At 46.5% G+C, this 13,947-nt stretch carries 10 protein-coding genes; 5 read left to right on the plus strand and 5 right to left on the minus strand.

Going from position 1 to position 13,947, the window contains the following annotated elements; genetic code table 11:
* Nucleotides 1-26: 26 nt before the first annotated feature.
* Nucleotides 27-1,400 carry a sigma-54-dependent transcriptional regulator gene (locus HB364_RS05000; protein ID WP_167286776.1) on the plus strand — a complete coding sequence of 458 codons (1,374 nt, stop codon included), beginning with the start codon at nucleotides 27-29 and terminating at the stop codon, nucleotides 1,398-1,400.
* On the plus strand, nucleotides 1,384-2,673 hold the full coding sequence (locus tag HB364_RS05005) for a sensor histidine kinase (RefSeq protein WP_167286777.1): 1,290 nt from the start codon (nucleotides 1,384-1,386) through the stop codon (nucleotides 2,671-2,673). Before HB364_RS05000 ends, HB364_RS05005 begins: the two co-directional genes overlap by 17 nt.
* A gap of 18 nt (nucleotides 2,674-2,691) precedes the next feature.
* Here the strand turns inward: HB364_RS05005 and HB364_RS05010 are convergent, their stop codons facing one another.
* The 3 genes from HB364_RS05010 to HB364_RS05020 form a co-directional block, all read right to left on the minus strand.
* Complete coding sequence (locus tag HB364_RS05010; RefSeq protein WP_167286778.1) at nucleotides 2,692-5,841, minus strand: AsmA family protein; 3,150 nt, start codon at nucleotides 5,839-5,841, stop codon at nucleotides 2,692-2,694.
* 173 nt (nucleotides 5,842-6,014) lie between these two features.
* Entirely contained in the window at nucleotides 6,015-6,887 is an 873-nt protein-coding gene (locus tag HB364_RS05015) for a DUF4249 family protein (protein WP_167286779.1), read from the minus strand.
* A gap of 11 nt (nucleotides 6,888-6,898) precedes the next feature.
* A complete protein-coding gene (locus HB364_RS05020; RefSeq protein WP_167286780.1) occupies nucleotides 6,899-9,265 on the minus strand; it encodes a TonB-dependent receptor in 2,367 nt (788 codons plus the stop codon).
* A 194-nt stretch (nucleotides 9,266-9,459) separates the two neighbouring features.
* Between HB364_RS05020 and HB364_RS05025 the strand changes: the two genes are divergently transcribed.
* Nucleotides 9,460-10,347: a DMT family transporter gene (locus HB364_RS05025; RefSeq protein ID WP_208419854.1), complete on the plus strand. Its 888-nt coding sequence runs from the start codon at nucleotides 9,460-9,462 to the stop codon at nucleotides 10,345-10,347.
* Between the two features lie 174 nt (nucleotides 10,348-10,521).
* A complete protein-coding gene (locus HB364_RS05030) occupies nucleotides 10,522-11,970 on the plus strand; it encodes a PAS domain-containing sensor histidine kinase (RefSeq protein ID WP_167286782.1) in 1,449 nt (482 codons plus the stop codon).
* Between the two features lies 1 nt (nucleotide 11,971).
* Here HB364_RS05030 and HB364_RS05035 read toward each other — a convergent pair whose 3' ends face one another.
* Nucleotides 11,972-12,457 (minus strand): acyl-CoA thioesterase, encoded by a 486-nt coding sequence (locus HB364_RS05035; RefSeq protein WP_167286783.1) that lies wholly within the window; start codon nucleotides 12,455-12,457, stop codon nucleotides 11,972-11,974.
* A gap of 63 nt (nucleotides 12,458-12,520) precedes the next feature.
* The gene (locus tag HB364_RS05040) at nucleotides 12,521-13,120 is read right to left on the minus strand and encodes a TetR/AcrR family transcriptional regulator (protein ID WP_167286784.1); all 600 of its coding nucleotides are present in this window, start codon (nucleotides 13,118-13,120) and stop codon (nucleotides 12,521-12,523) included.
* A 257-nt stretch (nucleotides 13,121-13,377) separates the two neighbouring features.
* Between HB364_RS05040 and HB364_RS05045 the strand changes: the two genes are divergently transcribed.
* Nucleotides 13,378-13,944, plus strand: coding sequence for an RNA polymerase sigma factor (locus HB364_RS05045; protein ID WP_167286785.1), 567 nt, complete (start codon nucleotides 13,378-13,380; stop codon nucleotides 13,942-13,944).
* Nucleotides 13,945-13,947 lie beyond the last annotated feature (3 nt).

Consider the following 13,947-nt stretch of genomic DNA (forward strand, 5'->3'; position numbering starts at 1 on the left):
AGTAACTTAGACTTTTTTCGATAGCTATGATCTTAATTATAGACGATGATATTGCAGTAAGGACTTCTTTGGTGCTATTGCTGGAACAACAGGGATATGCTACTGCTGCTGTGGATACGCCTGCAGCAGCAGTAGATCTGCTGCAACAACAGGCCCCTTCCTTAATTATCCTGGACCTTAATTTTTCTATTGATACTTCGGGCGATGAAGGTATGTTGCTGCTGCAACAGATCAGGCAACTACATCCTGCCGTACCTGTGATCCTGATCACCGGCTGGGCCACTATTGAGCTGGCAGTAAAGGGCATGAAGCTGGGCGCGAATGACTTTATTAATAAGCCCTGGAGCAATGACCATTTGCTGCAGTCGGTGAAAACTTTACTGAACCTGCAGGAAAAGAAAACGGAGAAGCTGAACCGTAAAAAACTGGACAGCATTTATAATTTCCAGCATATTATTGGTGAAGATGACGCCATGCTGGACATCCTGGAAACAATTGGCCGGGTAGCTGCTACTGATGCTTCTGTACTGATCATGGGAGAAAGTGGCACCGGCAAAGAACTGATCGCAGAGAGTGTACACCAGAACAGCCTGCGCAGCAACAAGCCTTTTGTAAAAGTGAACCTGGGCGGTATTTCCACTTCTTTGTTTGACAGTGAAATGTTTGGCCATGTACGGGGCGCCTTTACAGATGCCCGCTTTGACAGGACGGGCCGGTTTGAGATGGCCAATAAGGGAACGATCTTCCTGGATGAGATCGGTGACCTTGATCCGGGCAGCCAGGTAAAGCTGCTGCGGGTGTTGCAGGACAGAACGTATGAAGTATTGGGCAGCAGCAGAACAAAGACGGTGGATGTGCGGGTTGTTTGTGCCACCAATCGCCCGTTGGAAGAAATGGTGCTCAAAGGCAGTTTCCGGGAAGACCTGCTGTACCGTATTAACCTGATCACGGTACGGCTGCCGGCTTTACGGGAAAGGCCGGGCGATATTCCCCTGCTGGTCAACTTTTTTGTGAATAACCTGCGGGAGATCTATAACCGCCCCCAATTAAACATAAGCCGGGAAGCGATGAAGTGGTTACAGCAATTGCCTTTGCCCGGCAATATCCGGCAATTGAAGAACCTGGTGGAACGGTCGGTACTGGTTAGCAAAAAAGAGTATCTTGATGTGGAAGATTTTCAATCGCAACTGGAAACCTCGCCACGGCAAAAGGGAAATATCGAATTGCCGGAAGTAGGCAGTATTACCCTGGAAGAGCTCGAAAAAAAGATGATCCGCAAAGCGATGGAATTCCATAAAGGCCGTATTACGAAAGTAGCCAAAGCACTGGGCATTACGCGTAGCGCCCTGTACAGGCGACTGGAGAAATACAATATTCCTTACGATGAGACTACGGACTAAATATATCCTGTTTGTTGGCATTATTCACCTGGTTACACTGGCTCTTACGTTTATTATTTTCAATGATAACAAGATCCTTTTTATTGCTTCAGAGGTATTGGTGCTCCTGTCGGCCATTATATCCTGGCAATTGTACAAAGAATTGATCAGGCCGCTTAAAACGCTCATGCAGGGTGTGGATGCTATCCGCGACCGGGACTTCAATGTAAAGTTCCTGGCCACCGGCAGGTATGAGATGGACCAACTTATTAATGTATATAATTCAATGATCGACGAGTTGAGAGAAGAACGGACCAAACAGGAGCAACAACATTTTTTCCTGGAGAAGCTGATCAACACTTCGCCCACCGGCATTATTATACTTGACCTGGATGAGTGTATTCACCAGTTGAATCCGCAGGCATTGTTACTGTTGGGTGTGGAAGAGCAGGCCTTGCTGGGCAAGCCTATACATACGATTTTCCATCCATTGCTGCAGGAGATCAGCCGGCTGTCATCAGGGGAAAGTAAAACAGTTACTGTGAATGGGATTGAGACCTATAAACTACAGAAGTCCCATTTTATAGACCGCGGCTTCGCCCGGTATTTTATTATGCTGGAAGAGCTGACGGCAGAGCTATTGGCTGCAGAGAAGAAAGCATACGGCAAGGTGATCCGGATGATGGCGCATGAGGTAAATAATACAGTAGGACCTGTTAACTCCATCTTACAGTCTACCCTGCAGGCCCATGAAAACAGCACCACGATCAGTAACGCACTGCAGGTAGCCATTGACCGCAACCATAACCTGAATGTGTTTATGCGCAATTTTGCGGATATTGTAAGATTGCCGGAGCCACATAAGAAAAACACAGACCTTCACCAGTTATTACAAAGCACCGGTAAGCTGATGGAGCTGAAGGCCGGAGAAAAACAAATTGCTTTTGCATTTGAGTTATCTTCAACACCTGTACAGATCCAGGCCGACACACTGCAACTGGAACAGGCGCTTATTAATATTATTAAGAATGCCATTGAGGCCATTCCGGAAAAAGGAACGATCAGCTTTATTACCCGCTCCTGGCCAAAAGAATTGATCGTACGGGATACCGGGAAAGGGATTGCCCCTCCTATTGCCGAACAGTTATTCTCCCCTTTCTTCAGCACCAAAAAGGATGGGCAGGGTATCGGGCTTACGCTTACCAGGGAGATATTATTGAATCATGGGTATGAGTTCTCACTGAAGACCATTGAGCCGGGGGTAACGGAGTTCAGGATACAGTTTGAAAAGTGAGTAGTGAGTGCGCTTGCTTTATTGCAGTTCTTCCTTGCCCTCTTCCGCGTCTTCAGTTTGTTCAAGCTCACCATTTTTGCCCCTGCGTAAACGTACGACCGGCTTGTCCTGCGTACCTGTTACATGCACCGGAATGCCGATGATGCCAAACGGGGGAAGCCCTACCCTCAGTTTCAGGTTGAGCTTTCCATCGAAACTGGTTTGACCTTCAAAGCGCAGTTTGAATACCGATACCTTCATGCGTGTGCGGTCAACAGTGATGAGGTTCTTATTGATGGCAGATTTTATGTCTACTTTAGACAGATCGGGATTGTCAATGTCTTTGCTTGTTTCTTTACTGACCACGCTGAACAGCTTCCACCCTTTCATTTTTACTTTCTTCACCGATAACACACCCCCGCCTTTTAAGGAAGGATAAACCGGTTGCATGTTTTCATTCAGCCGGCCGGCAAGCTGGTAGTCCAGCGAAATAATACCTTCTGCTTTTTCAGCCGCAGGTACCAGGTCATGGAACAGTTGTATCTCCTTGTAAGCCTTCTTTACATCAAACTCTTTCGCGTTCAGGTGATAATCAAATACTGCTTTGCGGGGAGTAAGGCTCTTATAACTTCCGCTCATGACCACCGGGGCATCAATGAGCTGAAAGCCGGTTTCCTGTAGTTTGATGGCGCCGCTGTCAATACTGACCAACCCTTTGAAATCTTTCAGGTCTATGCCATTGTAGTGTACTTTGCGGGCATCGGCCCTGAATGTTACCGCAAGGTCATCCGGCACCATTACCACGCCTGTAGCCGCTATTGCAGGGGCTCCATTGCCTGCAGGCGCAGTACCCGTAGTACCGGCATAAGCCATGAATTCATCTACCAGCAGGTAATTGGTTTTCAGGTCAAATTCTCCTTTCAGGGGCGTGCCTTTTTCCATCATGTAATTAATCACATTGGAGAGGTGGCCATTGAGGGTGAGCTGGCTTTTACCATAGTTTACCTTAAAAGCATCGAACCACATTTTATCCTGCTGAAACCGGAAGACACCTGAACGGATAAGGAAAGGAACGGGGAAGATATCGGCGCGAAGCGTTACATCGTGCAGCTTCATGGTGCCGGCGTTAAACAACCGATCATAGTGGCCGCCTGTGGCGTCGCTCTGAAGGCCGCGCAGGGAAAGGTTGGTTTCAATAAATCCTTTGAGGTCATATCCCTGCCGGGCAAAGACCTTGTATATTCTTCCAATGTCCAGCGTTCCCTTGGAGGCAATATTGTACCGGAGGTTGTCGAAGTTTTGCAGATCGGCTTTTACAAAGAAAGGCTGCCCTTCAAAACGGAAAGCGACCGGGGTAATTTGTACCGACAGGTCTTTCATAGAGCCCTTGCGGCTGGTAACCACAGCGCTTACCTGTATATTTTCTAAGGGGGCCGGATAGTATTTTGTTTGAATGCTGCCATCCCGTACGGTAAGCGTGGCCTGCGTTACCGGGAAAACCTTTTTGGCAGGGATGTACTTTCCATTGGTTTGTACATCAATATGGAGGTTACCGGCCAGGGTCATGCTGTCCAGCGGGTAAAAGCTTTTTATATCTGCCAGGTTAAATACGCTTTGCAAATGTGCATTTACCGGGAAATCCTTACTGTTGCCCAATTTCACAAAGCCTTTGATAAAGTTGTTCAATACCGAGGCATTGATGTTTTCTATGGAGAGGTTGGTGTTCTTATAGTTGTGATCGGGACAGGAAGCATCGAGATTAAAGCTGATATTGTTGACCGCCTGAGGCAGGGAATTGTATTTAAAATAACCGTTAGACAGCGATGAGCGCAGGGTAAACCGGGGAATACTGCTTACGATGGTATCGGTACCGCGGACGCCTTTGGGTACTACAGCCGTTGCGTACACTCCGTCCGCCAGCAGGTGTACCTTGTATTTCCCTTTGAGGTCAAACTGATCAAACCCAATAGCCCTGTCCCATTTCTCCAGGTCCATTTCACTGTTCACCTTAGCATATACCTGGGGCGTGTTCAACCCCTTGAGGCGGATGACCGAGCTGAAATAGTCTTTGTCTATATTAAAAAAGATGGAATCAACGGTCACCTGTAGACTGTCGGTATTCAATTGGGGGAGTTTGGATTGCAGGTTAAGGAACAGATTGGTGACTGGTGATGGAGCAGCAGCATGTGCAATGTACCCGTTCCGGATCTTCACATTGAGGGTCAGGTCGGGCATGATACTGCTATCGGCTATGTATTTGCCTTTCAGGGTGGCGTCAATGTCGCCAAAACCTTTTACATCTGTTTTGTCGAGCCATTTGGTCACTTCCGGCGGCAGGCCGGTTAAGATATCATGCAGGTCACTCTCCGCAGACTTCAACATAAAGTCCATGTCATAGCCATTAGGGAGGAATTCGAATTTCCCATTGAACCGGAGCGGGAGCTTATTAATGGTAAGGTCATTCTGCTCAAAGAAGAGGGCCAGCGAGTTGGTATTGATCTTGGTAATGAGGTCGGCATTGATCTTTTTGGAAACCACATAAGGCTGGCTGTCATAATAAAAGTCGAGGGAGTCCACTTCCATGTGAGTATGGAGGTCGAAGATCGCTTTACTGAGGTCGCCGGTACCTTCATAGAAAAGTCCTTTCATGTTGAGCAGCATGGGAATGGACTGGTCATTGTATACAAGGCGGCTTTTCTCAATGAGGATCTTTTCAATTTTCAGGGCTACGCCGGAAGAATCTGTGGACACCTTAGTGGTGTCATTGCTTTTGGACTGATAGATGTTGTAGTTGGCATGGCCATCTTTATCTACCAGGATATTGATATTGGCATTGGTAAGGAATATTTTGTCAACACTGGTTTCGCTGGAGAACAGGCTGAACAGGTCTACCCCCAGGGAGATCTCTTCTGATTGTACCAGTGTCTCTTTTTCAAAGGGGACAGAACCTTTGAGCGAAAGATCGTATAAGGTGAGGGTAAGAGCGGGGAAATGGCGGAAAAAGGAAAGGCGGGCTTTGGAAAAATCCAGCTCTGCGTTGATACTGCTCCGGGCCCATTGCTTGATTTTGGTAGAAACAAAGCCGGGAAAGATATAGGGCAGCAGAAACATTAACAGGAGGGCAATGCCGAAAGAGATACCGGTCAGCTTCAGCAATTTAACGGTTATCCTTTTGAAGGACGATGACATAACTAGGTATTTAGGTGTACGCAGGAGTTATAATCCCGTTCAAAAGTACGATACCCTTACCGGTTATGCCGTAAACAGAGGATATTTTTATTATGTGTAGTGCATCCCGCAGGCTTACACCAATAATCGCCTGACCAGGGGATGCACTACACGCAATAACCGTTAACCTGTACTTATTGTATTGTTTTAGAAAGTTCGGATTCGGCTACGGTACCAAACCAACCATAGATCTTCGTTTTGCCGGTTGTTTGTTTATTAAAAATATTGGAGGGTACATTTTGTAATACTTCGGCAAACAGTCCGCCACTGTACAACTGATCCAGCAACTGATCCATGAAATCATAGGTAGGCTTACTCATGGAACGGAGCAAAACTTTTACCACATCTCCTTTTTGGTAGGGGTGTTCACCAGAGGTGATGCCTTCCCGGAAAGGCTCAATGAAGGTGTAGCCATCAGAAGCGTCCTCGTAAAAGGAAGCGTCAATAGCCACCATTTCATTAACATGATAATTAAGGCTGCCATTTTTATAGGTGCGGATCCAGGTATAATCGGTAGCGCCGGGCAGGTCTCTTGCATAGAAATCTGCATAATAACCAACTTCTTCATCGGCTTCCAGATCGTCCCCTTCCTGGTATTTATAAACGATGGAATCAATGGCGGCTACCCGGTTCAGTTTATCGGTAGCTTCAAACTGCTGGCCATCCCAGCTAATGGTCAATTTATACTCGTGGCCAACAATGCCGATAGCGGCAGCGCCGGCATCGTATTCGTAGGCGCCGTTCTGGAAGGTGAAATTATACGTCTTATTATCTGTAATATCTGTCACAGCGATCTGTGCGCCGGTGATCACTTCGGGCTCTTTGTTTTCGAGATAGTTGACTGCCCGCTGGAATTTGATGACCTGCTTACCCGGTTTGTCGGTGATCCAGGCATCCACATAGGGCAGCTTCTGTCCGTCGGACACATTGAGATCTATTACTTTTTCACAGGAAGAAAGGCTGTACAATGCTATGAGTGCAACTATATATAATTTATAATGCTTCATGGTAATACTTTTTAGAATTTAAAGTTCCAGGTGATGGCTGGCATGATAGAACCGATAATAGCTAACTTGACAGCTTCTTTTTTCTGCGGCTCATCTTCATTTTGCCGGAAATAGACGGTGTACGCATTCTGACGGGCATACACGTTATAGATACCAAATACCCATTCCTGTTTGAACTTTTTACCCTGGCGGCCCTTCATCGTAGCTGCCAGATCTAACCGGTGGTAGGCAGGCAGGCGGTAGTTGTTCCTTTTTTCGGTGCTGTTATAGGGAACAGGCATGCCTTGTATGTCCATACGGACATCGGGGAAAGTAGCGGGTGTTCCTGAGCCAAGATTAAAGGTGGCGGAAAAGTCCCATTTCTTATTGTGTGAATAACTGACCATCGCATTAACTACGTGGGTACGGTCATAGCGGCTGAGGTACCATTCATTTTTGCTGATGCCCGGTGTTTTACGTTCTGATTTTGACAGCGTATAGTTCACCCATCCCTGCCATTTACCGGTTTCTTTTTTCACCTCCAGCTCAAGGCCCATGGCCCTGCCTTTGCCTGTTAACAGATCACCTTCTACCAATTGGTTGAGTTCAAGGTTGGCATTGTCTATATAATCGAGCACATCATCCATCTTTTTATAGAATACTTCGGCAGAGAACTCAAGGGGAAGGGACTCCGGGATGGTAACCACACCCACCGATACCTGATCGGTCACAGAAGGTTTGATGTTGTTGGTGCTGGGGAAATACAGATCGACCGGTGTAGGCGACGCGGTATTGGACAACAGGTGCAGGTATTGGGAACTGCGGGCATAACCTGCTTTGAGGAAAGTGTTTTTCTTTAATTCATACCGCACAGAAAGGCGGGGCTCAAAGAAGTTCCAGGAGATAACGGGCTTTTTGCTGGTCACCACTTCTTCCCGGTCCAGCGGCTTACGAACATTGGCCGTAGTATCGCGGAAATGATACAAAGTAGTATTGCCAAGATAAGAATAGCGGTTGAACCGCACGCCACCCTGTATCTGCCATTTGGGACTGAGTTTCCAGGTATCTTCTGCCCAGGCAGCCATTTCTGAGCCATACCGCTTTTTGAGCGTAATATCATTTTTAATTCCTTCGCTGAAGGCTATCCCCTGGCCGGGATAAAAATTATAATATACTACGTTCACACCTGTTTTTAACTGGTGTTTGTTGTTGATGAACCAGGTGAGCGATGGTTTTACGCCGTAGGTCTGGATGTCTGATTTCCAATCGTATCTTTCACTAAGCTCGTTGTCCGCATTGCTGAAGAACAGCTTGTAGTCATATTTTGAATAATATACACTGGTATTCAGGAAGAGGCGGGGCGTAAAAAGGTGGTTCCAGCGAAAGGTGCCGGCGGTATTGCCCCATTCGAAACCGGCATCACCCCCAAAACCAAATACATCACGTCCAAAATAACCACTGAGGTAGATGGTATTCTTATCATTGATCTCCAGGTTGGCCTTGGCAGTGACATCATAGAAGTACAATTTATTATCACCTTCGAGGAAGGGTTTGGCCAATACATCAATATAAGAGCGGCGGGCAGCCACAATGAACGAGGATTTATCTTTCTGAATAGGGCCTTCAATGGATATGCGACTAAAGATGGTGCTGATACCGCCATTCACGGAGAGTTTTTGGTTGTTGCCTTCTTTCATGCGAATGTCCAACACAGAAGAGGTGCGGCCACCATATTCGGCCGGGAAGGCGCTTTTATACAGGGTTACATTCTTCACCGCATCGGGATTGAAAACGGAGAAAAAACCGAGCAGGTGGGAAGAATTATAGACAGGCGCTTCATCCATGATGATAAGATTCTCATCTACATTACCTCCCCGCACATTAAATCCTGCCGCACCTTCCCCTACGGAGGTGATACCGGGTAATGTCAATAATGCCTTCACCACGTCCGGTTCGCCCATGAAAGCAGGTATTTTTTTGATCTGCGCCATGCTCATTTGCTGGATGCCCAATGCCACGGTATTGGTTCTGCGCAATCTTTTTTCGCCGGTCACTACTACCTGGTCCATTTCAGCGGCGGCAGTTTGCATGGTAACTTCCAATGTTTTACTGGCTGTAAGGTCTATCTCTGTTTTGTAGAGGCTATACCCTGTATAACTTACATTGATGGTATACTTGCCGGCCGGCAGCGTAATGGAAAAATAACCGTAAGCATTGGATTGCACGGTGGCGCCTGTCGGGCTCACATTAATCGTAGCGTTGATCAGCACTTCGCCGCTGGCGGCATCACGGACATAGCCGCTGACGGTCAATGGTTTTCCAGTCTGGGCAAGTACGGCCTCATGAAAAGTTAACAAGGTTAGGAACAAGGATAAAAAGCGAATGGTGGAACGTAACATACGGGAATTTTGTTTGCAGTATGACAACGTAGCAGTTGTTTACCCCTACGCTGTACCTACTATTTAGAAAATATTAACATAGACTGAATGAACGCCAATAAGTCGGCACTGCCAGGGATATATTACAAAGCCTGTGTTATCATTATAATAATACAATAGTATTTTTGCGCCGCATGGACAATAAAGAAGTGGTTTTGAAAAATGAACAGTCCAAAGGAGTACTGCTGTTTATAGCAGGATTACTTTTCGCGGTGTTATGGTCCTCAGCTTCTACCGCTACAAAGATCGGGTTGCAATCAGCGCAGCCATTTATCATTTGTATTGCGCGTTTTTTCCTGGCAGGAGGGATCATGTTATTGATTACGCATGTGGTACTGGGTAAGCGTTTACCACGGGGTAAGGAGTGGAAGCAACTGGCTATTTATGGATTACTCAATATCTCCATTTACCTGGGCGTATATATCGTAGCGATGCAGGAAGTGGCACCGGGACTGGGCTCACTGGCAGTGGCTACCAATCCTGTTTTCATCAGTCTGATGTCTACTTTATTGTTTGGCCAACGTTTACGGGCCATTACAGTTATCAGTTTATTGTTGTGCAGCGCTGGGGTGGTGCTGGCGGCCTGGCCCTCCATGCATTCCAGTACCTCTACGCCCTTTGGCATTGGCTTGCTGATGAGCAGTATGCTGGCCTATTCTGTGGGTGTATTGTATTTCTCGCGGCAACGGTGGAGCGACCTGCATATTTTAACGATCAATGGCTGGCAAACCTTGCTTGGCGGAATCTTTCTGCTACCGGCAGCGGCTATTACCTACCAGCCTGCCAAAAATGTATGGGATATGCATTTTGCGGGTGCTGTATTGTGGCTGGCCATCCCGGTATCTATCCTCGCCGTTCAGTTATGGTTGTATTTATTGCGTGATAATGCGGTAAAAGCATCCTTCTGGCTATTCCTCTGCCCGGTGTCGGGTTATATTATTGCCAATGTACTCATGAATGATCCGATCGGATTATTTACGATAGCGGGCATGGCCCTGGTAATTGCCGGCCTCTACCTCGTGCAAAGAAAAAAACAGGCCTGATCCTTCTACATGCTTACCCCTAAAAGAGTATTAGTAGTTTACCCTATATTTTTCTAATTTTATATGTTTGCGTGAATGACCATGTGTAAAGGATTTACAGGATAACGATTGGCTAAAGATTTCTGATTCAGGCAGTTGTTCTCTTATTGATTACCTGAAATACAACCTGTTTCTATGGAAATATTCTCCCACCATACTTCCACCCATACAGAATACAGCCGTAAACTGGAGGAAAGCGAGATAAGGTTCCGTTCGCTGATCGAGAACAGCACTGATATTATTTTAGTAATAGATGGTACAGGCAATATTGTTTATGGAAGCCCTTCCATTGAAAAGTTTTTTGGGACTAAACTGACAGATCTTACCGGCGCCAGCGCTTTTAGCTTTATGCATCCGGACGATATAGCAGAACATATGGAAACATTTATGCAGGTGCTGAGCAGTCCGGGCGTGTCTATTTCTGTTAAATCGAGGGCCTATACCAAGAGCAACCAATTAATATGGGTAGAGGGCATCGTAACAAATATGATGGAAACGGAAGGAGTGAACGGCATTGTGTGCAACTTCCGTGATATAACAGAGCGGGTGATGGTGGAGAAACGGATACAGGAATCGGAAGACCTGTATAAGAACCTGTTTAATAAGAGTCCCTTACCTACCTGGGTATGCTGTACGGAATCACTCCGGTTCCTGGAAGCGAATGAGGCAGCGGTACAGCATTATGGCTACAGCAGGGAAGAGTTCCTGGAGCGTACAGCGTTTGATATAACGCCGGCAGAAAACCAGTATGAATTAAAAGAACTATTGCATTCAGGCGATATAACACTGCACCAGCAGTTGATACGCAGGCATGTGAAAAAGAACAAAGAGATCATCTTTGCAGAGGTACTGGCCCATACCATTAATTATAAAGGACATAACTGCTACCTTATTGTAGCCAATGATATTACAGAGAAGATACGCCTACGCCACCAGTTGATGGAAGAAAAGATAAACGGACAGAAGGAGATCATGCAGGCAGCCATTGACGCACAGGAAAAAGAGCGGGCCCATATTGGCCGTGAATTACATGATAATGTAAAACAAATACTCAGCATCGCCCGGGTATGTCTTGAACACGGAAAAGACAATGAGCCGGTACAGCAGCATATGGTGCGGCGGGCCGCAGAAATGATCAATACTGCCATTGCAGAACTCCGGGAGCTGTCGAAATCATTAATACAGGGGTACCAGCAGGAAATAGGCCTGCAGTTGTCTATTGACAACCTGTTGGAAAGTATCCGTATTGCCAACCGTTTTCATATTAAGTTTGACTTTTCGGTAATGGAGGAAAACCGGCTGGACGACAAATTAAAGATGACCCTGTTCCGTATTATACAGGAACAGCTTAATAATATTCTTACCCACGCAAACGCCGGTAATATTGATATCAGCATCAGGCAACTGGGTAATGTACTGAGCCTGTGCGTGGCTGATGATGGTAAAGGATTCGATGTACAACAAAAACGCACGGGTATCGGCATTACCAATATTATTAACCGGGCAGAGATCTTTAATGGTCATGTAGAGATTGACTCTGCACCGGGTAAAGGATGCCGCATGCTGGTGAATTTCAGGATATAGATCAGGCTGCAGCAGCCTTCACCTGTGCCTGTAATTGCTTCACCCGCTCCCCGATCCCGGCAGCCAGGTCTACCGTATGCAGGTCCATGATCCGGGCAAGCTCCATAAATGCAGGTGTATGGTCCTTACGTTTACCGGTTTGCGGATCAATGCTGGTAAAATTGGTCCACATGGCAGCCTTGAGCGATTGCTGCTTTTCATCATACATTAAAAGCTCCACCAGAATATGTGCTTCTGTTAACTCTATAAGGCGGGAAATGATGGTTACTTTCTCCGTATAAAATGCAGGACGTACATATTGTATTTCATGTTTTCTTACCACCCAGGCAAGGCCCTGCCGGTGAAACTGGGGAAGCGTAAGCTGATAGAATTGACTAAGGTGGTCTTCCCGGGCATTGAGCATATAATCAATGTACCGCGCATTATTGAGGTGCCCAAGCGGGTCACAGTCATTGAAGCGAATGGTGTAGGTGCTTTGTAATTCCATAGTTGATAGATGTGTTAATGATTACTATTATTAGACCAATCGGTCTTTTTATAGGCAAAAAAATTATTGGCTCCTGTAATTCTCTTTCATTCGCTCCTTCAGGTTATCCAGCATGCGGTTGAGCATGGAAACATCGTCCGCTACCTTGGCCATCATAATGCCGCCTTCGATCTGCGCATAGATGATCTCCGCTTCTTTCTTCACATCAATACCGGGATCTATTTCACCGTTATCTATTCCTTTTTTCAGGATACGCTGCAGCACATGGAGCATTTCCAGTATGGCTTCCTTTGCTTTCTTTTTCAGGAACGGATAGCTGTCATCAGCATCCAGCCCCGTATTCATCAACGGGCATCCACCTGGTATGGGGGGATCCACCGTATAATTCCGGTAATACTGTAAAATGGCATACAGCTTTTCCATAGCTGTTTTCTTAGGCCCTACCCTGGCGCCCAGGTCTTCTTTAAGGCGCTGGTAAGAATATTCAAAAGCAGCGGCAGCGATTTCGTCCTTATTCTTAAAGTTGCCGTAGAGGCCGCCTTTGGCCAGTCCGGTAGCCTCCATGATATCATTCATAGAAGTACCGGCATATCCTTTCTTATTAAAAAGAGGAGCTGCTTTTTCAATGATGTATTCTCTCGTTTTCTCTGCTTTGGTAGCCACGGGACAAAATTAGACCGATTGGTCTTATTTTGCAAATGTATTTTGAATGGCCTGCCTTTGCTTCGACAACAGATTTCTCATCCCGCCTGCATCGCTAAAAGGCCAGTGCGCAGGCGGGATTCGAAATGACAGAAGGGGAGGAACGTTGCAAGTGAGGGAACGGAAATCAATCGTTTGCGCAAGTATTCTTGTTAACAATGACTTAATCCGGCAGCTTTTGTATCGTGGCTAACTTGCACGGGAATTAATGGATGGAAATGGATAGGGCACTGATAAATAGCATTCGCGCCGGTAATGAACTTGCGTTCCGGCAGGCTTATGATTTGTTTCATGAAAAACTGTATGCCTGGTTCCTGCTTAAAACAAAATCGGCCGATGAGGGAAAGGAACTGGTACAATTGACTTTCATTAAACTGTGGCGTTTCCGCAGTAAACTGAACCCGGCACTTTCTCTGTCTGCACAAATATTCCGCATTGCAAAAACAAGCCTGATTGATATGCTCCGCCAACATGCCGTCAGCAGAACGGTCCCCCTGCAGGCCATTGAGCAAACAGACTCCTCTTCAGTGATGGTACCCTTGCCCACCAATGATGATCAGCTTACTACCGTACTGGAAAGCCTTGCCCACCTGCCGCCTATGCGCCGGCGCATTATCCGCTTTCGCCTGGAAGGATTATCGAATAAAGAGATAGCAGATTCACTTTCCATTTCCAAAAAGACCGTTGAAAACCAGGTAAACCGGGCAGTACGTGAAATCCGCAAGATGAATGAGCCTGCTTCTTTACTGCTGCTCCTGCTGTCGGGCCCTGAAATGTTCCTGTAATTA

This window comes from Paraflavitalea devenefica (assembly GCF_011759375.1).
Lineage (GTDB): Bacteria > Bacteroidota > Bacteroidia > Chitinophagales > Chitinophagaceae > Paraflavitalea > Paraflavitalea devenefica.

What these genes read in the sequence shown, in the direction of transcription:
- HB364_RS05000 (WP_167286776.1), top strand. Translation starts at nt 27, where the DNA reads ATGATCTTAATTATAGACGATGATATTGCAGTAAGGACTTCTTTGGTG.
- HB364_RS05005 (WP_167286777.1), top strand. Translation starts at nt 1,384, where the DNA reads ATGAGACTACGGACTAAATATATCCTGTTTGTTGGCATTATTCACCTG.
- HB364_RS05010 (WP_167286778.1), bottom strand. Translation starts at nt 5,841, where the DNA reads ATGTCATCGTCCTTCAAAAGGATAACCGTTAAATTGCTGAAGCTGACC.
- HB364_RS05015 (WP_167286779.1), bottom strand. Translation starts at nt 6,887, where the DNA reads ATGAAGCATTATAAATTATATATAGTTGCACTCATAGCATTGTACAGC.
- HB364_RS05020 (WP_167286780.1), bottom strand. Translation starts at nt 9,265, where the DNA reads ATGTTACGTTCCACCATTCGCTTTTTATCCTTGTTCCTAACCTTGTTA.
- HB364_RS05030 (WP_167286782.1), top strand. Translation starts at nt 10,522, where the DNA reads ATGGAAATATTCTCCCACCATACTTCCACCCATACAGAATACAGCCGT.
- HB364_RS05035 (WP_167286783.1), bottom strand. Translation starts at nt 12,457, where the DNA reads ATGGAATTACAAAGCACCTACACCATTCGCTTCAATGACTGTGACCCG.
- HB364_RS05045 (WP_167286785.1), top strand. Translation starts at nt 13,378, where the DNA reads ATGGATAGGGCACTGATAAATAGCATTCGCGCCGGTAATGAACTTGCG.